Annotated in this window: 18 protein-coding genes and 1 pseudogene; 5 read left to right on the plus strand and 14 right to left on the minus strand. The window is 71.8% G+C overall.

Annotated features, from left to right (window positions below; genetic code table 11):
- Positions 1–38: 38 nt before the first annotated feature.
- Together ABGB12_RS02020 and ABGB12_RS02025 are read left to right on the plus strand one after the other, a co-directional pair.
- Positions 39–935 (plus strand): ATP-binding cassette domain-containing protein, encoded by an 897-nt coding sequence (locus tag ABGB12_RS02020; protein WP_347674041.1) that lies wholly within the window; start codon positions 39–41, stop codon positions 933–935.
- Positions 932–1,681 carry an ABC transporter permease gene (locus ABGB12_RS02025; RefSeq protein WP_347674043.1) on the plus strand — a complete coding sequence of 250 codons (750 nt, stop codon included), beginning with the start codon at positions 932–934 and terminating at the stop codon, positions 1,679–1,681. Before ABGB12_RS02020 ends, ABGB12_RS02025 begins: the two co-directional genes overlap by 4 nt.
- Here the strand turns inward: ABGB12_RS02025 and ABGB12_RS02030 are convergent.
- The 4 genes from ABGB12_RS02030 to ABGB12_RS02045 form a co-directional block, all read right to left on the minus strand.
- Positions 1,678–2,325 carry a response regulator transcription factor gene (locus tag ABGB12_RS02030; protein ID WP_347674044.1) on the minus strand — a complete coding sequence of 216 codons (648 nt, stop codon included), beginning with the start codon at positions 2,323–2,325 and terminating at the stop codon, positions 1,678–1,680. The genes ABGB12_RS02025 and ABGB12_RS02030 overlap by 4 nt on opposite strands.
- Entirely contained in the window at positions 2,322–3,821 is a 1,500-nt protein-coding gene (locus ABGB12_RS02035; RefSeq protein WP_347674046.1) for a histidine kinase, read from the minus strand. The genes ABGB12_RS02030 and ABGB12_RS02035 overlap by 4 nt, the downstream gene beginning before the upstream one ends.
- Positions 3,822–3,831: 10 nt before the next feature.
- Positions 3,832–4,419: a TetR/AcrR family transcriptional regulator gene (locus ABGB12_RS02040; RefSeq protein WP_347674048.1), complete on the minus strand. Its 588-nt coding sequence runs from the start codon at positions 4,417–4,419 to the stop codon at positions 3,832–3,834.
- A 78-nt stretch (positions 4,420–4,497) separates the two neighbouring features.
- The gene (locus tag ABGB12_RS02045; protein ID WP_347674049.1) at positions 4,498–5,394 is read right to left on the minus strand and encodes a hypothetical protein; all 897 of its coding nucleotides are present in this window, start codon (positions 5,392–5,394) and stop codon (positions 4,498–4,500) included.
- A 65-nt stretch (positions 5,395–5,459) separates the two neighbouring features.
- Here ABGB12_RS02045 and ABGB12_RS02050 point away from each other — a divergent pair, with 65 nt between their 5' ends.
- Entirely contained in the window at positions 5,460–5,606 is a 147-nt protein-coding gene (locus ABGB12_RS02050; protein ID WP_347674051.1) for a hypothetical protein, read from the plus strand.
- Between the two features lie 22 nt (positions 5,607–5,628).
- Here ABGB12_RS02050 and ABGB12_RS02055 read toward each other — a convergent pair whose 3' ends face one another.
- The 5 genes and pseudogenes from ABGB12_RS02055 to ABGB12_RS02075 all read right to left on the minus strand — a co-directional run bounded on the left by ABGB12_RS02055 (position 5,629) and on the right by ABGB12_RS02075 (position 9,754).
- The gene (locus ABGB12_RS02055) at positions 5,629–6,294 is read right to left on the minus strand and encodes a hypothetical protein (RefSeq protein WP_347674052.1); all 666 of its coding nucleotides are present in this window, start codon (positions 6,292–6,294) and stop codon (positions 5,629–5,631) included.
- 74 nt (positions 6,295–6,368) lie between these two features.
- On the minus strand, positions 6,369–7,232 hold the full coding sequence (locus tag ABGB12_RS02060) for a MaoC/PaaZ C-terminal domain-containing protein (RefSeq protein WP_347674054.1): 864 nt from the start codon (positions 7,230–7,232) through the stop codon (positions 6,369–6,371).
- 48 nt (positions 7,233–7,280) lie between these two features.
- The gene (locus ABGB12_RS02065; protein WP_347675009.1) at positions 7,281–8,435 is read right to left on the minus strand and encodes an acyl-CoA dehydrogenase family protein; all 1,155 of its coding nucleotides are present in this window, start codon (positions 8,433–8,435) and stop codon (positions 7,281–7,283) included.
- A 78-nt stretch (positions 8,436–8,513) separates the two neighbouring features.
- A pseudogene (locus tag ABGB12_RS02070) lies at positions 8,514–9,506 on the minus strand (acyl-CoA dehydrogenase family protein); the annotation flags it as partial.
- Positions 9,503–9,754, minus strand: coding sequence for a hypothetical protein (locus ABGB12_RS02075; protein WP_347674056.1), 252 nt, complete (start codon positions 9,752–9,754; stop codon positions 9,503–9,505). The pseudogene ABGB12_RS02070 and the gene ABGB12_RS02075, both read right to left, overlap by 4 nt.
- Before the next feature lie 203 nt (positions 9,755–9,957).
- Between ABGB12_RS02075 and ABGB12_RS02080 the strand changes: the two genes are divergently transcribed.
- Positions 9,958–10,539 carry a TetR family transcriptional regulator gene (locus ABGB12_RS02080; protein ID WP_347674057.1) on the plus strand — a complete coding sequence of 194 codons (582 nt, stop codon included), beginning with the start codon at positions 9,958–9,960 and terminating at the stop codon, positions 10,537–10,539.
- Between the two features lie 16 nt (positions 10,540–10,555).
- Positions 10,556–10,885 (plus strand): DUF397 domain-containing protein, encoded by a 330-nt coding sequence (locus ABGB12_RS02085; RefSeq protein ID WP_347674058.1) that lies wholly within the window; start codon positions 10,556–10,558, stop codon positions 10,883–10,885.
- Here the strand turns inward: ABGB12_RS02085 and ABGB12_RS02090 are convergent.
- The 5 genes from ABGB12_RS02090 to ABGB12_RS02110 all read right to left on the minus strand — a co-directional run bounded on the left by ABGB12_RS02090 (position 10,840) and on the right by ABGB12_RS02110 (position 16,231).
- On the minus strand, positions 10,840–11,769 hold the full coding sequence (locus ABGB12_RS02090) for an NAD(P)-dependent oxidoreductase (protein WP_347674059.1): 930 nt from the start codon (positions 11,767–11,769) through the stop codon (positions 10,840–10,842). The genes ABGB12_RS02085 and ABGB12_RS02090 overlap by 46 nt on opposite strands.
- A gap of 82 nt (positions 11,770–11,851) precedes the next feature.
- Positions 11,852–13,351 (minus strand): class I adenylate-forming enzyme family protein, encoded by a 1,500-nt coding sequence (locus ABGB12_RS02095; RefSeq protein ID WP_347674061.1) that lies wholly within the window; start codon positions 13,349–13,351, stop codon positions 11,852–11,854.
- The gene (locus ABGB12_RS02100; protein WP_347674063.1) at positions 13,348–14,508 is read right to left on the minus strand and encodes a cytochrome P450; all 1,161 of its coding nucleotides are present in this window, start codon (positions 14,506–14,508) and stop codon (positions 13,348–13,350) included. The genes ABGB12_RS02095 and ABGB12_RS02100 overlap by 4 nt, the downstream gene beginning before the upstream one ends.
- Positions 14,505–15,239: a glycosyltransferase family 2 protein gene (locus ABGB12_RS02105; protein WP_347674065.1), complete on the minus strand. Its 735-nt coding sequence runs from the start codon at positions 15,237–15,239 to the stop codon at positions 14,505–14,507. The genes ABGB12_RS02100 and ABGB12_RS02105 overlap by 4 nt, the downstream gene beginning before the upstream one ends.
- Before the next feature lie 11 nt (positions 15,240–15,250).
- Complete coding sequence (locus tag ABGB12_RS02110; protein ID WP_347674066.1) at positions 15,251–16,231, minus strand: ketoacyl-ACP synthase III; 981 nt, start codon at positions 16,229–16,231, stop codon at positions 15,251–15,253.
- Between the last annotated feature and the right edge of the window lie 130 nt (positions 16,232–16,361).

The following is a 16,361-nucleotide window of genomic DNA, read 5'->3' on the forward strand; positions in this document are numbered from 1 at the left end:
CTCCTGATTCCTAGGTTCTCTGGGGAAACGGAGGAAGAATGATCACTCTGCGGAATCTGACCAAACGCTACGGGGAGCTGACCGCCGTGGACGGCCTGGACCTGGAGGTCCGGGCCGGGAAGGTCACCGGGTTCCTGGGGCCGAACGGGGCCGGGAAGAGCACGACCATGCGCATGGTCGTCGGGCTCGACCTGCCCACCTCGGGCCAGGCGCTGGTCGGGGGGCGGCGGTACGCCGACCTGAAGTGGCCGCTGCGGGAGGTGGGCGCGCTGCTGGACGCCAAGGCGGTGCACCCCGGCAGGAGCGTGAAGGCCCATCTGCTGGCGCTGGCGCGGAGCAACCGTATCCCCGCACGGCGGGTGGACGAGGTGCTCGAGACCGTCGGCATGGGCAAGGCGTCCGGGCGGCGGGCCTGTGGGCTGTCGCTCGGGATGAGTCAGCGGTTCGGGATCGCGGCGGCGCTGCTGGGCGATCCGCCCGTGCTGCTCTTCGACGAGCCCGTCAACGGGCTCGACCCTGACGGGGTGCGGTGGGTGCGCCAGCTCATGCGGACGCTCGCCGCCGAAGGGCGGACCGTCTTCCTGTCCAGCCATCTGATGAGCGAGATGCAGCTGACCGCCGACCAGCTCGTCGTCATCGGCAAGGGGCGGCTCATCACCGACACTCCGATGCGGGAGCTGATCTCCGGTGGGAGCTCCGTCTCCGTGGTGTGCCCGGATCCGGCGGGGCTGACGGCGCTCGAAGCCCGGTTGCCGGGGGCGCGGGCCGTCTCCCGGGACGAGCTGCGCGTTCCCGGCGTCACGACGCGGCAGGTCGGTGACCTGGCGTACGAGCTGGGGGTCCGGTTGCACGCGCTGCGGGAGAACGAGGTGTCCCTGGAGCAGAAGTACATGGAGCTGACCGAGCACGCCGTCGAATACGGAGCGACCCGATGATGCCGGAACTGCGCGCGGCGGTCGCCGCCGAATGGACGAAGCTGTGGTCGGTCCGCTCCACCTGGGGGACCCTCGCCGCCTCGGCCGTCCTCATGGTGCTGGTCAGCGCCCAGCTGGGCATCGCCCACGAGAACAACAACACCAACGAGATCACCACGGACGACTTCGGGGTGACGACGGCGGGGGCCATCGCCATCGAGTCGTTCGCGATGCTGCAGTTCGTGCTGTTCACCGTGGCGATCCTCGCGGTCACCGGCGAGTACTCCAGCCGGAGCATCGGCTGGACGCTGCAGGCCGTGCCCGTCCGCGGCCGGGTCCTGCTGGCGAAAGCCCTGGTCGTCGCGCCCGTCATGTTCGTCGCGGGCACCGCGATGTGCCTGCTCGGCGCGTTCGCCGCCAAGCCCCTGCTGGGCGACTGGGGCACCCTGGACGGCCTGGCGTACGACGCGTTCGCGATGGGCGTCTACTCGGCGGCGGGCGGCGTCCTCACCGTCGGACCGGCCCTGGTGCTGCGCAGCACCGCGACGACCCTCACCGCCGTCTTCGTGGTGCTCCTGCTGCTGCCCGTGCTGCTGAGCGCGGCCGACAGCCCCGTCGCCGACTTCTTCCCGAGCATCGCCGGCGACCACTTCATGAGCGGCGACACCACCGAATATCCCCTGGCCGCCGCGCTGCTCATCGTCCTGGCCTGGACGGCGGCCTCCGTCCTGGCCGGGGCTCGGTTCCTCAAGGCTCGCGACGCTTAGACCAGGCCCGCCTCGTGCGCGGTGATCGCGGCACGGACGCGGTTGGGCGCCTCCAGCCGGACGAGGATCGAGCTGACGTGCATCTTCACGGTGCCCTCGACCAGGTGGAGGCGCCGTGCGATCTCGGCGTTCGACAGACCCTCGCCGAGCAGCGCCAGCACCTCCCGTTCCCGGGGAGTCAGCCGCTCCACCCGTTCGCGGGCGGCGGCTCCCCGGGACAGGCGGTCGCCCGCCAACTCCCCCACGACCCGGCGCGCGACCTTCGGGGCCAGGCAGACGCCGCCCTCGGCGACGGCGCGAATACCGGACAGGAGTTCCTTCGGGTCGCCGGTCTTCAACAGGAAGCCGTCCGCGCCGTCGGCCAGGGCACGGGCGATGTAGGCGTCCTCGGAGAACGTCGTCAGCATCACCACGGCGGTGCCGGGGGCGACGCGGCGCAGCTCCGCGACGGTCTCCAGGCCGTCCATGCGCGGCATGCGGATGTCGAGCAGCACCACGTCGGGACGGTGCTCCAGGGTCCGCGTGATCGCCTCATGCCCGTCGGACGCCTCCGCGACCACCTCGAGGCCGGGGTCGGCGGACAGCACGGCGCGCACGCCGGCCCGGATGAGGGGCTCGTCGTCGGCGAGCAGGACACGGATCAACGGTTTCCTCCGCGCAGGATCTCCTTGGACGTGAGACGTCCGCCGGTGAAGCACAACCGGAAGACGTCGCCGTTGCCGGGCAGCTCGACGCGGGCCCGGTAATAGCGGCAGCCGGGACGCCACCGCCCTTCGGGGATCCCCGCCTGCCTCGGTGGCAGCAGCGGCTCCAGCTCCGCGAGCGTACTCCCGAGCCCGGCTCTGGCGTAGTCGTCCGGCGGCAGCACCGAGGTCTGGACGACGTACAGCTCATACCCGGCCATGATCGTGGCGAGGAGCGCGAGGAGCCCGGCCGGGACGGTGACGGCCGTCTTCAGGCCCCGCCGGAACCGCTGCCGCTTGGACGCCAGGTAGGCGGCCGACTCCGAGGGTTCGGTCCGTTCCGCGACGGGGGCCGCGTGGTGCGGCAGCCACGCCCGGACGGCGAAACCGCCGTCCTCGGTGCTCTCCGCCTCGAAGGTGCCGCCCGTCAGCCGGACCCGCTCCCGCAGCCGGGTCAGCCCGAGCCGCCCGCCGGGCGCGGACGGCAGCGGCCCCGCCGGAGGGCGGGCGTTGACGACCTCGACGGCGGTCTCGTCCTCTCCCCGCGCCAGCCGGACGCGGACGGCCGCGCCGGGGGCGTGCTTCGTCGCGTTGGTGAGGGCTTCCTGGACGATCCTGTGCGCGGCCCGGTCGGCCAGCAGCGGGGCGGGGACGCCGGTCTCCTCCAGTTCGACGGTCATGCCGGAGTCGGCCGCCCGTTCGACGAGGTCGGCGACGGTCTCCCCGGCGGGCCGGGTCCGCGCGGGGTCCGGGTCCTCCCGCAGCACGCCGATGATCTCCTGGAGCCGCTCGGTGGCCGCGGCCGTGCCCTCCCGCAGCTCGCGGGCGGACTCCCGGTAGCGCTCCGGCAGCTCCGGCGCGACCTCAAGGGCCGCGGCGCGCAGGGCGAGGAGGCTCAGTTCGTGGCCGAGCGCGTCGTGCATGTCCTCGGCGATCCGGGAGCGTTCCCGCAGCCGTTCCCGTTCCCCGATGATGCGCTGTTCGCGTTCGAGCTGCTCGGCGCGCTCCCATCCGGCGGCGACCAGCTCGGTGTACAGCCGCCAGCAGCGGCCCGCCAGCCACGGCAGCACGCCGAGGAGCACCAGCCAGACCGTCAGCGGGAACCAGGTGGTCACCTCGACGCCCCGCCCGACGTTCAGCACCACCCCGCCCGCGAACACCGCGGCGAGCGCCCACGCGACCGGTCTGGTCCGCTCCATCCGCAACCCCGCCAGGCAGGCGAAGACCGGGGCCCCGAAGACGAAGTTCCCGTGCAGGGCCGTCAGAGACAACCCGATGGCCAGCGCCGCCGCGGGCAGCCGCCGCGAGATCCCGACGGCCAGGGCCAGCCCCGCCAGGCCCGGCACCTGCGTCCAGACCTCCTCCGGCTCCGGGGAGACCAGCAGTGCGGCGGCGACGGGGAGGGCGAGGACGGCGAACAACGCCGCGTCTTGCACGAACCGTCGCTTGTCCGCCATGCCCGTCAAGTTAGCGGAACAGGAAGCGGGTCAGCACGGTGCGCAGTGTGCGGAGCTCCAGTTCGGCGTCGAAGCCCTCGTCCCCGCAGCGCAGATAGAGGCCGTCGATGATGGAGCCGACCCAGCGGGCCGCGTGGGCGGCGGGCAGGTCCGGGTCGGCGAGGCCGTCCTTCTGCAACCGGGTGACGCACTCGGTGAGCCGGGACAGTGCCGCTTCGTCGGCGGCGACGAGGACACCGGCGAGCTCCGCGTCCTGGGGGAGCCTGCCGAGCAGGGCGATGACCAGGCCACCCGCCGCCGGGTCCCTGACGTCCCGGGCCATCAGGTCGACGACCGCCCAGAACGCGGCGGCCGCGTCGGCGGTGTCGAGCGCGGTGAGCTCGGCGGAGAGGCGCTCGGCGTCCTCCTGGAAGATCGCCCGGAAGATCGCGGCCTTGTCCGGGAAGTAGTGGAAGAGCGTGCCGGAGCCGACCGAGGCCGCCCGGCAGATCTCCGCCACCGTCGCGGCCTCGAATCCCTTCGCCGCGAAGACCTCCGCGGCCGCGTCGAGAATGTGCCGACGGCGCGCCGCGTGCTTCGCCGGATCAACCGTTCGCACCACCCCAACCCTAACCTTCGCCCCGCATCCCCGCGTCCGGGCCTCGACCCGGGCCGCCGCGTGGCCCGGCCTGCCGCCTTACCCGGACGCCGTGCCGTCCCGGTCGGGCGCCGTGCCGTCCGAGTCGGGCGCCGCGCCGCTTTGTCCGGCGGCCTCGCGGTCCCGTTCCGATGCCGAGCCGGGCCGCTCGGACGGCGTGACGGTCCGGGCCGGTGCCTCCTCGCCCTGGTCGAAGCGGCGCTCCCGAGCGCGGCGTTTGCGGCGGCGTTCGATCTCCCGCGCTCCGACGCCCAGGGCGATCAGGAGGGGGCCGACGAACTTGAGCCGGCTCAGGTCCCAGTCGGGCAGCCAGGCCAGGAGGTCGAGGTCCGGCAGCGTCCAGTCGTCGGGCCAGAGGCGGCGGACCCAGTAGACGGGGCTCAGGTAGCGCAGCCAGTCCGGCGGGTCGAGGTTCGGAAGATCCGGCAGATCCGGCAGCCAGGACCAGTCGAGGCTCGGCAGCAGCCTTCCGAAGAAGGCCGACAGTAGCGCGCCGATCCCCAGGAAACCGATGACGATCGCGGCTCCTTCGAGGGCGACGTGCCGCATGGCGTAGAGGTGCGGATGCCGCTCGCGCATCTCGTACCGTTTGCGGGCCCTGGTCCCCTCCGGCGGCACGAACGGCGTCTTGAGGGAGTGCTTGCGCACCTCGTCGACACCGGCGCGCGTCTCCAGCAGATCGCATCCCCGCAGCCTGCCGCCCCACCAGAACGCGGCCTTCACCTGCTGCTTGAAGACCTTCCCGTCCCCGTCCTCAACCTCCCCGAGGTCGAACTTGGCCTCCTCCAGCACCCCGACGGCCTTCTCCTCGCGGACCTCCCCGTCCACCAGCAGGCGGGCGTGCTGCTTCCCGTCCGCCTCCCATGCCTCCACCGCCAGCTCACGCCCGCGGTCCCTGAGCGTGTAGCGCGCCACCCGTTCATTATTGGAATGCACACTCCAATAATAATCGCCGAGCGACGAAACCACTCATGCCTTTTTCCACGGGGCAAGATGGACACATGAGCGATCCCGAGCGCTGGAAGACTCTCCCCGAACCCGTCCGGCTGTCCGACACCATCGCCTCCCAGCCCGTCCTGGAGCACTCCGAGCCCCTGCCCGACCAGAAGGAGATCGACCGCGAGTGGGCCGTCCGCTGGTACGGCTGACCAAGGCGGCCCTCGAAGGCCGCTACCGGACGTCCTCTCCGGCTCCGTCCTTCCGGCCTCCCTCGAAGTTCCGCTCCCGTTCCCGGCGCCTGCGGTGGCGTGCGATCTCCCGGACGGCGATGACCAGGGCGATCAGGAGCGGGATCGCGTAGTTGAGCCAGTCGAGGTCCGGCAGGTCCGGGAGCTCCCAGCCGGGCAGGCGGACGTCCGGCAGCCACGACCAGTCGATCCTCGGCAGCAGGCGTTCGACGAACGCCGTGACCAGGGCGCTGATGCCCAGGAACGCGGCGGTGACCACGACCATCTCGTTCGCCACGTGCCGCAGGGCGTAGACGTTCGGGTGCCTCTGCCGGAACTCGTACAGCCTGCGGGCCAGGGTCCCCGCCGGCGGTTCGAAGCCCGTCACGACGGACCGGCGGCGCAGCCTCCTGCGCGCCCGGGCGTCCACGAGGTCACACGCCCACACCCGCCCGCCCCACAGCAGGCGCACCCGCACCCGCTCCCGGACGGGCTCGCCGCGCGGGCCGTCGCCCTCGGCCTCACCGAGCTCGAAGACGACGGTCCCGAACGCCCGGACCGTCCGTTCGGCGAAGAACTCGCCGTCCAGCAGCAGCCGAACCCGCTGCCGCCGCCCCACCTTCCAGACGGTCACCGCCAGCTCGCGCCCCCGATCCCGCAGCTTGTACACGGCACTCCCTCGCCCCTTCCCCGGTCTTCCCGGGCCGGGAGCGGGGCGAACGCCGGGCGCCTCCCCGGGAACGGTCAGCGGAAGGTCACGGTGGCCTGTACGTGGGTGCCGAGGCCGACCGTGCCGAGGACCTCGAGGGAGTCCCCCTCACGGGTCGCGGTGAGGGTGAGGGTGTCGCCCGCGTAGGCGGGGGCGCCGAGGCGGAGCCTGATGCCGGCGAGGGCCGCGTCCGGATGGGTCTCCAGGGCATAGCGCTGGACGAGGCCCATCGTGGTGAGGATGTTGAGGAAGATGTCCTTCGATCCCTGGGCCCGGGCCAGCGCCGGGTCGTGGTGGACGGGGGTGAAGTCGCGGGTCGCGATGGCCGTGGAGATGACGAACGTCGGGGTCAGCTCGATGGTCAGCGGCGGCCGGTCGCTCGGGGGGACGACGGGCGTGGCGGGAGGACCGGCCACCGTGAGGGTCGGCGCGGACGCCATGGGCCGGAACTTCAGGACCCGGAAGAGCATCTCGGCGACGCGCTCGTCCCCGGCGTACCAGCTCTCGTACCAGGTGACGAAGTAGCCCTCGCCCATCGCGGTCCTCTTCGGGCCCGCGACACCGCCGAAGCGCATCGTCGCGCGCAGCCGCTCCCCGAGCCTGGCGGGGCGGTCGTAGGCGTGCTCGCAGTTGGTGCCGAGCACGCCCGTGTAGCCGCCGTCGTCGAGCATCCGCAGGATCTCCGCGGCGGGCGAGTCCTTCCCCGCGGAGCTCAGGCCCTGCATGGACCACACCTGCGCCATGGCGGGCGGGGCCTCGTCGCCCCAGTCCCGGGTGTCGCCGAGCGCCTGCGTCCAGTTGCGGATCATGGCGGCGTTGACCTCGTCCGGGGGCTCGGGAGCGGGCCGCTCTCCCAGAGCCGCGAGCCGTTCGGCCGTCTCTACCAGTTTCTCGTGCATGGCGTCCTTCCTACGCGCGGCCCGGTCGCCGGTGGCGGGGAGGTCCCGCTACCTGGGAGCGCGGGGCAGACCGAGGCCGAGCATGCCGATGATCTCGCGCTGCACCTCGTTGACGCCGCCGCCGAAGGTGAGGACGAGCGCGCCCTTGACCAGCTGGTCGATCTGCTCCATCTGGTCGGCGGTGCCGGGGTCGGCGGGGTCGCCGTGGCGGGCCAGGACCTCGGCGACGATGCGGCCGACGTCCTGCATGCGCTCGGAGCCGTAGACCTTGGTGGCGGAGGCGTCCGCGGCGGCCAGCCAGCCGAGGGAGGCGTTGGCGGCGACCTGCCAGTTGAGCAGCTCGTTGACCCGGTAGTAGGCGTACACCCGGCCGAGTTCGCGAGCCACGTCCGGCTTGTCGATCGTGCCGGTCTCGCGGGCCCAGCGGGCGAACCTCTCGAAGCGGCCCCCGATGTTCCCTGCGGGGCCGAGCGTGACGCGCTCGTGGTTGAGCTGGTCGACGATGAGGTCCCAGCCCCTGCCGACCTGGCCGATGACGTTCTCCACGGGGACGCGGACGTCCTCGAAGTACGTGGAGTTGGTGTGGTGCCGCCCGTCCATCGTGATGATCGGCGTCCACGAGTAGCCGGGGTCCTCGCAGTCCACGATGAGCATCGTGATGCCCTTGTGCTTGGACCCCTCGTCGGACGTGCGCGCGGCCAGCCAGACGTAGTCGGACGTGTGGGCGCCGGAAGTGAAGATCTTCTGGCCGTTGACGACGTAGTGGTCGCCGTCCAGGACCGCGCTGGTGCGCAGCGACGCCAGGTCCGTGCCGGCGCCGGGCTCGGAGTAGCCGATCGCGAAGTGGCACTCGCCCGCGAGGATCTTCGGCAGGAAGAACGCCTTCTGCTCCTCGGTGCCGTGGTGGATGATGGTCGGCGCGACGGAGTTGAGGGTGATGAGCGGGTAGGTCACCTGGGCGCGGGCGATCTCGTTGGCGAAGATCTGCTGCTCCATCGGCCCGTATCCGCGGCCGCCGTACTCCTCGGGGAACGCGACGCCGAGCATGCCGTCACGTCCGAGTCTCCTGGTGTGCTCGAGGTAGGCCTCGCCGAACGGGTCCTCGTCGATGCGTGCGCGTTCCTCGGCCGTCAGGCAGTTGGTGAAGTACTCGCGCAGCTCGTCGCGCAGCGCCTTCTGCTCGTCGGTGAGGTCGATGAGCAGGCCTTCGGTGTCGGGGGTGCTCTCGTCCTGCGGGGCGGGGTCGCGGACGAGCGCGCCGAGCGCGTCCAGCTGGGTCTCGGGTCCGCCCAGGATGTGGCTGCACTGCTTGGTCCAGGCGAAGTGGCGGTGCAGCGGGTAGGTGACGTCCAGGCCGATGCCGCCGTGCAGGTGCTGGCAGGTGTACAGCGACTTCACCGCCTGGTCGGTGGCGTTGTAGGCGGCGATCGCGAGCACTTCGTCGGTGTCCGCCCGGTCGTTGGCCAGCCGCCAGGCCGCCGCCCAGACGCTCACCTTGAGCGCGAGTTCGGCGATGTAGACGTCGCTCACCTGCATGGTGACGGCCTGGAACTGGGCCAGTTTGCGGTCGAACTGCTCCCGCGTCTTGATGTATTCGGTGGTCAGCTTCAACGCGCCTTCGAGGGCGCCTGAGGCGATGGCGACCGCGCCCATGGTGACGTAGCGCCGCAATGTTGCCGCGGCCCCGGAGCCGACCTTCGCCCCCGGGATCCCGGCGAGTTCGACGCGGTAGAGCGGCTCGGCGGACGCCGAGGGCTGCGGGGCGACCTTCGCGTCGGCGATCCGCACCAGGTAGGCGTCCTCGCCGACCGGGACCAGGATGCTCTCGGCCTGCTCCGCGAAGGGCACGAACGCCGCGACTCCGGTCAGCCTCCCGCCGTCCTCGGTGATCTCGCGCAGGATCCGGGGCGCGACCGTCAGCACCAGTTCTCCCGCCGCGAGCGGCGCCAGCGCGGCGACCTGCGACTCGTCCCCGTGCGCGCCGATCACGGCGGCGGCGGCCAGCGACCCGTGCACCGGGATCGGCGCGACGGCCCTGCCCAGTTCGCGCAGGAGCACCGTGTACTCGATCGCGCCGAGGCCCGCGCCGCCCGCGGCCTCCGGCAGGGTGACGCCGAGCAGCCCGGCCTGCGCGAAGGCCCGCCACAGCGCCCGGTCGTAGGCGTCGCCGGACTTCTCGGCGGCCTCCAGCCGCTCCTGGCTCGCCTCCTTGGCCAGGAGTCCCGCCGCCAGGTTCTGGAGCTGCTGCTGGTCCTCGTCGAGGGTGAAGTTCATGGACGTCCTTCCGGTTCTGGGGCGGGCGATGCGTCGTCCGGCTGGAACACGATCTCGGGGGCGGGCGCGGGCGGGCGCCTCCCGGGGGCCGGGAGGCCGGTTCCGGCCGCGGGGAGCGCGTGCGTCCCCGGCGGGCACTCCGGACGTCCGGTGGACGTCTTCGCCCAGCTCCAGGCGCGGTCCGGGGAGGTCAGGGCGGGAACGGCGCGGGCCGTGCGCGTCCCGCGCGGAGCGGTGAGCGTGCCCATGACCCCTCCTCGAGCCCGGCGAAGACAACCCTGAAGGGAAAAGTAGAACAGATTCTATTTACTGTCCAGAGAGCGATATATGCAGTGCTCGATGCGGTAGAACTCACGCCTTCGGCCACCCGCTTCGAAATAACAGGTTCTTGTGAAAGCGCTAGGCTTGCGCCACCACCTCCCGCCTCGACCAGGCCGACCAGGGATCACGAATGACCGCAGAGCAGACCGAATCGCCGACCCGCTCCCGCAGTCAGCACCAGCGCCGCAAGCGCATCGTGCAGGCCGCGGCGGCCCTCGCCTCGCGGGGCGGCGTGGAGGCGATGCAGATGCGCACCGTGGCCGAGCGCGCCGGGGTCGCGCTGGGCACCCTCTACCGCTACTTCCCGTCCAAGATGGACCTGGTCGTGGCCGTGGTCGGCGAGGAGCTCGACCTGCTCGAGGCCAGCATGCGGCGGCGTCCGCCCGGCTCCTCCACCGGCGCCGAGCGCGCGGTGGAGCTGCTGATGCGGGCCACCCGGGGCCTGGTGCGCGAGCCGGAGCTGGCCGACGCGCTGACCCGTTCGCTGATGTTGTCCGATGTGAAGATCGACTTCCACGGCAGGATGACCGGGATGATCCTGCGGGTGATGGGCGAGGAGGAGAGCGCCGGCGAGGAGCAGAAGTCCCTGGTCCGCTCGCTCAACAGCGTCTGGGTCATGGAGATGATCGACCTGCTGCGCGGCCGCACCACCGCCGAGGAGATCCAGGTCAGGCTGGAACTGGCCGCAAACCGCCTGCTCGCCGGCTTCTGAGGGTTACGCTGGCGGCGTGCGCGAACACTCCAATGAAGAGCCTCTTACCCGCCGCACCGAGATCTACGGTGACGACGAGGACGGCGTGATCATCGAGTTCATCCCGGCCGAGGAAGTTCCCGACGAGATCCGCCAGGACAACAAGATCTTCCTCCCCGGCGAGCAGGCGATCGTGATGAAGGACGCCAAGGAGCCCGACGGGCCCGTCCTCTACTTCACCCAGGCCGAATGGGACGCCTTCGTCGCGGGCGTCAAGGACGGCGAGTTCGACGACCTGCTGGAGGACCTGCCCGAAGACGGCTACCAGGAGGAGGCGCCGGCGAACGAGGTCGGAAGGGGCCGGTAGCCCAGGAACCTGCGGGCCGCCGAGAGGTCCAGGGTGCGCTCCACCGCCAGGTGGCCCAGCGCGTACCTGGTCAGCTTCGGCGGCCTTCTGCTGCCCGCCAGCAGGAACGCGCCCTCCACCGCGGCCGCCACGGGCAGGACGGGCTTCAACGGCAGGTACACCCGGCGGGCCCTGATCCCCCGTTCCTTCAGGATCATCGCCAGGGCGGCGTCGAGTTCCAGCGGCTCGGAGTCGGTGATGTTGTAGACGCCCGTCACGTCCGACTCGCAGGCCAGCAGGCAGGCCTGGACGAGGTTTCCGACGCCGGTCAGGCTGACGAGCTGGCGCCCGGTCCCGACGGCGACCAGCGTCGCCCCCCGCAGCGAGGACAGGACGCGCGGCAGCAGCGTGGTGTCGCCGGGCCCGTAGACGGCGTGGGGCCGCAGGATGACGCTCTCCGCCCCGGAGTTCATGACGGCCCGTTCCGCGGCGGCCTTGGACGCGCCGTAGGCGTTGACGTAACGCTTCACGGGCGCCTGGTCCTCGGTGGCCATGACCGTCGGCTTCTCGGGGTCGTAGACGCTCGCGGTGCTCACGTGGACGAAGCGGGTCTTCGGGAAGCTCGCCAGCACGCTCTTGGTGCCGTCCAGGTTGACGGCGAAGAACTCCCCGATCGGCCCCCAGTCGGTGACCGTGCCGGCGCAGTGCACCACCACGTCCACGCGGGGCGCGTCCGTCAGCGGTCCGCTTCTGATGTCCCAGGACCGGTAGGGGGCCTTGCCCACGTGTTCGGGGTCGACGGTCTCGCGCCGCCCGTAGGCGTGGACCCGTGCTCCCCGGGCCGCCAGTTCCCGGCAGACCGCACCTCCGACGAAGCCCGACGCCCCCGTCACCGCCACCCGCACCCCGGCCCCACTCTCTCACCCGGAATTCGCCAAAGAATCAACCCTTATCAAGACTTTGCAAGGGTCATCCGGGATTGTCGCATCAGGAGAGAAGACTTCGAAGCGCGGACCGGTCGAGTTTGCGGCCCCGGCCGGAGAAGGGCAGCTCCGGCAGGTACACGACGCGGTCGGGGAGCGCCTCGGCGTCGAGGATCCCGCGCAGCCTCCGCCTCAGCTCGGCCTCCTGGACGGTCCCGACCACGGCGAGGACGACCTCCTCGTCCCCCGTCTCCGGGTCGGGGATCCCCACGATGGCCGCCTCGCGCACCCCTTCCAGCGCGGTGACGGCCGGCTCGTACAGGCCCGGATAGAGGTTGAACTTGCCGCGGATCAGCATGTCCTTCTTACGTCCGAGCAGCACCAGCCGGCCGTCCTCCAGCCGGGCCAGGTCCCCGGTGGCCAGCTCGGTGTGCTCGGGCTCGCCCAGGTATCCCCGGCACAGGTTGGGCCCGCTCAGGAGCAGCTCGCCGTCCTCGGCGATCCGCGCCGAGACGCCCGGCAGCGGCTCGCCGAGCAGGTCCCCGCCACCCTCGTGGCCGAGTTTCTCCCGAGCCGAGGCGACGGCCACCGGAACGATCTCGGTCATCGCGTAGACCGACAGCACCTCGGCCCCCGGCGCGGCGGCCACCGCGCGGCGCAGGACCCCGGCGGGCGCGGGAGCCGCTCCGAGCAGGACGTGGCGCAGCCCGGCGGGCAGCCCGGCGAGCCGCCGTTCGTCAGCGGCGTCCAGGATCTCGGCGAGGTGCACCGGAACGCAGAACGTGTGGGTGGCCTTCCGCTCCTCCAGCTGGCGCAGGAAGTCCCCGGGAGAGCAGAACAGCGGCGGCATCGACCAGCACGCCCCTGCGATCAGCGTCGGCAGCCCGAGCATCAGCTGGTCGGTGTGCACCACGTCCCCCGGCCCCAGGGGGACCTTCGCCCGGAACAGCTCCAGCCCCGCGGCCAGAGAGGACTGCGTGTGGACGACGGCCCGGGGCGCGGAGGTCGTCCCGGAGGTGAAGATGACGACGGCGGGCGCGTCCGCGTCGGGTTCGGGCACCGGGCCCGGATCCGGTGCGACCTTGAGCCAGCCCTGCAAGGAGTGCGCGCCTCGCGGCACCCCGGGCAGCCACCGGCCCGTGTAGACGTGCCGCAACGGCAGCTCCGACAGGTCTGGCAGCAGAAGTCCTCTGCGTCGCGCGTAGGAGCGCACCGGGCCGACCCTGCTCGCGGCGTACAGCAGCGACTCGGCCGCCGACCAGCGCGGCGCGGCCAGCCGAAGCCGCGCCTCGAACATCTCCGGGCCCGCCCCCGGATCGGCGAAGACCACGACTCCCCGGGCCGCGACCACTCCGAGGGCCAGAACGAGCGCCTGCGGGGAGGGCCGCACGGAGAACAGCACCCCGTCCCCCGGTTCCAGGCCCGCGGCCAGGAAGCCGTCGCGCACCGCGAGCACCCGGCGGCGCAGCTCCCCGTAGGTCAGCGGAGTGCCGTCCCCCGCGATGAGCGCGACCCTGCCGGGGACGCGCTCGGCCTGGTCGAGCACGCTTCGTACGAGGCTCATGCCGCCTTCTGGATGGTGAGTTCGGCGTAGGTGGGAATCAGCACGCCCCGCGCGGCCCGGCGGGATACCACCCGCACGGGGGCGTGGCGCAGCACCGTCTCGGCCACGGCCCGGATCTCCGCCAGGGCCAGCGGGTAGCCGATGCAGAAGTGGGGGCCGGCGCCGAACCACAGGCGCCGCAGTTCGGCCTTGCCGGGAGCGCCGTCCAGCGCGAACGGGCCCGCCGCCCGGCAGCAGTTGTGAGTGGCGATCAGCACCCGGTCCCCCGGCCTCGCCGTCACCGGGCCGATCGCCGTCTCGGCGTGGACGCTGCGCAGCATCACCGGGGTGGGGGTGGTGACCCGCATGGCCTCGTCGATCGCCGGATCCAGCAGGGACGGGTCGGCGGCGACCCGCTCCAGCTCCCCGGTGTCGTGCAGCAGCGCGACCAGCCGGGGGACGAGCGTCGCGACGGTCTCGGTGCCGGTGAGGAAGAACGCCCCGGCCGCTCCCCTGGCCTCCTCCTCGGACAGGCCGAGCGCCCGCATCCGTCCCATGACCGTGGTCTCGTCGCCGCGGTGGAAAGCGCGGGCCGCGACGTCCCCAATCGGGTCGAGGACCTCGCGGGCGCGGGCGACCTGCGCGGGGTTCAGGGTGCGGGTGCGCAGCTTGACCATGGCGACGATCCGCTCGCCGCGCTCGAACATCTCCCGGCACGCCGCCTCGTCGATGTCGGGCAGCCCGATGACCTCGCAGATCACCGCGCCCGCCATGACCCGCATGGTGTCGACGAGGTCGACGGCCTCGCCGCGCTCCAGCCGTGCGGAGAGCTCCTTGAGCGGGGAGTCCAGCACCCGGGCGCACAGCGCGGCGGTGGAGGAGGCGGTGAACAGTTCGGTGAGCCTGCGGCGCAGCGCCCGGTGGGCCTCGCCCTCCATGTTGAGCAGCACCGACGGGCCGAGGATCGGGGTCCACAGGTCGCCGGGAGAGCCCGGCCCGTCCTTGCGGAAGGCCTCCCCGTCCAGCAGCACCGCGCGGGCGAGCGCGGCGTCGTTGACGACGATCCCGACGCCCGGCACCTTCACGGCGGGGCCGATCCGGGCCAGGCCGCGCAGCAGCGGATAGGCGAAGGGGTGCGCGGTCAGATAGAGGCGGCGTTCCCAGTTCCGGAGGCTCATCGGATGTCGACCACTTCGGGGGTGTAGCGGTGGTCGGCGTACCAGCCGAGCGTGCCGGCCAGGCCGTAGGCGCGCAGCCTCCGCACCGACCCGTAGACGACCATGTCCTTGCGCAGCCCGTACTCCGGGGTCAGCTTCCGCACCCGGTTGACCAGGGCTCGGTCCTCGTGGACGTCCTCGATCCGGGTGCGCGGGAACCCGTCGGCCTTCTCGTACAGCTCGGCGGTGATCGCCATGTTGCAGCCGGGCATCATCACGTACGGCCCCAGGTAGGCGGCGTCGCGGTTGCCCGGACGGAACCGTCCGAAGGTCGCGGCGACCTGGACGACGGCCGGCAGCAGCCGCCGCTCCCAGAACTTCAGCGGGAACTCGTCCGTGCGGGGACGCAGCGGGCCGCTCAGCATGCGCAGGCCGTCCTCGAAGCCCTTGCGCACGGCGGCCGCCCAGGCGTCGTCCGGCAGGCAGTCGGCGTCGGTACGGGCGATGTGCGTCGCCCCGTTGAGGATGGCGTGCCGGAAACCCGTGTCCGAGGCGGCTCCTGTGCCCTTCTCCCGCTCGGAGATCAGGCGTGCCTCGGGGAAGGAACGCACGATGTCCGCCGTCCCGTCGGTGCTGTTGTTGTCCACCACCAGCAGCGTGAAGTCGCGGTCGGTCTGCTGCGCGAGGCGCCTCAGCGTCGCGCCGATCGACTTCTCCTCGTTGTAGGCGGGGATGACCACCCAGAGATTCAAGGACGATCCTTTCAGGACCACTCGGCGAAGGCGACGCCGAGGCTGACCCCGCCCGCCAGCCCCACGAAGGCCAGCTTGTCGCCGGGCGCGAGCCGCCCCTCCGCGACGGCGGTGGCCAGTTGGAGCGGCATCGACGCCGAGGCGACGTTGCCGTGCTCGGGCAGCGTCACGACGAGCCTGTCGGCGGGGATGTCGAGGACCGTCCGCATGATCTCCAGGTAGGGCAGCGTCACCTGGTGGACGAGGACCACCGCGAAGTCCTCCCAGGTGAGCCCGTGCCGTTCCAGGGCGTTGAGCCACAGCTCGGGCCCCTTGCCGAGGAAGGCGTCCTTGAGCTTGCGGCCGTCGCCGGAGAAGTAGGAGTATTCGGGATCCCTGGGGTGCATCGAGCCGCCCGCGGGCAGCGTCCCGATCCGCCAGGCCGCCGAGACGGCGTCGAAGCCGAACTCGAACAGCCCCGTCGGCGCGGCCTCCAGCAGCATCGCCGCGCCGCCGTCCGACAGCGTGTAGCCGGCGAAGGCGTCGACGAACTGGGCGCGGTCGCGGATCTCCCAGCGGATCGCCCGGGACGGGGTCTCCCCGCTGCAGACCAGCACCCGCCGGTACTGCCCGGTGCGGATGAGCGCGTCGGCGACCTGCATGCCGTTGAGGAAGGAATTGCAGGCGTTCTTCACGTCGAAGACGGGACAGGTGAGCCCGAGTTTCGCCGCCACTATGTGCGCGGTGGCGGGTTCGATCAGATCTTGGGAAGCGGAACCGAAGATCAATAGATCGGGTTCCGCGCCGGTCTCCGCGAGCAGTTTCGCGGCCGCCTCCACCGCGAGATCGGACGCCTGCTGGTCGTCGCGCATCACGTGCCGGCTCCGGATGCCGGTCATGCGCTCGACGATCGTGGGGTGGGGGCGGTAGGGGCCGATCCGCGCCTCCACCTCGGCGCTCGTCACGGTGCGCTCCGGGAGGTAGGCGGCGGCCCCCGCGATCCTTGCTCTCATACGCCCAGCCTGTCTCGTCGTCCCGTGCCCCCGGATGAGCGCCGATACTCAGTCCGGTTTAAGGGAAAATACTCATATTCGTCATGAATTGTCGCGCCATCATCACAGATGCCAGTCGATGATTGCCACC

The organism is Actinocorallia sp. B10E7 (genome assembly GCF_039871655.1).
Lineage (GTDB): Bacteria > Actinomycetota > Actinomycetes > Streptosporangiales > Streptosporangiaceae > Actinocorallia.

Bases quoted from the DNA above. Each gene is read 5' to 3' on its own strand.
- ABGB12_RS02035 (WP_347674046.1), bottom strand. From the start codon at position 3,821: ATGGCGGACAAGCGACGGTTCGTGCAAGACGCGGCGTTGTTCGCCGTC.
- ABGB12_RS02075 (WP_347674056.1), bottom strand. From the start codon at position 9,754: ATGGGCACGCTCACCGCTCCGCGCGGGACGCGCACGGCCCGCGCCGTT.
- ABGB12_RS02080 (WP_347674057.1), top strand. From the start codon at position 9,958: ATGACCGCAGAGCAGACCGAATCGCCGACCCGCTCCCGCAGTCAGCAC.
- ABGB12_RS02095 (WP_347674061.1), bottom strand. From the start codon at position 13,351: ATGAGCCTCGTACGAAGCGTGCTCGACCAGGCCGAGCGCGTCCCCGGC.
- ABGB12_RS02050 (WP_347674051.1), top strand. From the start codon at position 5,460: ATGAGCGATCCCGAGCGCTGGAAGACTCTCCCCGAACCCGTCCGGCTG.
- ABGB12_RS02110 (WP_347674066.1), bottom strand. From the start codon at position 16,231: ATGAGAGCAAGGATCGCGGGGGCCGCCGCCTACCTCCCGGAGCGCACC.
- ABGB12_RS02060 (WP_347674054.1), bottom strand. From the start codon at position 7,232: ATGCACGAGAAACTGGTAGAGACGGCCGAACGGCTCGCGGCTCTGGGA.
- ABGB12_RS02020 (WP_347674041.1), top strand. From the start codon at position 39: ATGATCACTCTGCGGAATCTGACCAAACGCTACGGGGAGCTGACCGCC.
- ABGB12_RS02025 (WP_347674043.1), top strand. From the start codon at position 932: ATGATGCCGGAACTGCGCGCGGCGGTCGCCGCCGAATGGACGAAGCTG.
- ABGB12_RS02100 (WP_347674063.1), bottom strand. From the start codon at position 14,508: ATGAGCCTCCGGAACTGGGAACGCCGCCTCTATCTGACCGCGCACCCC.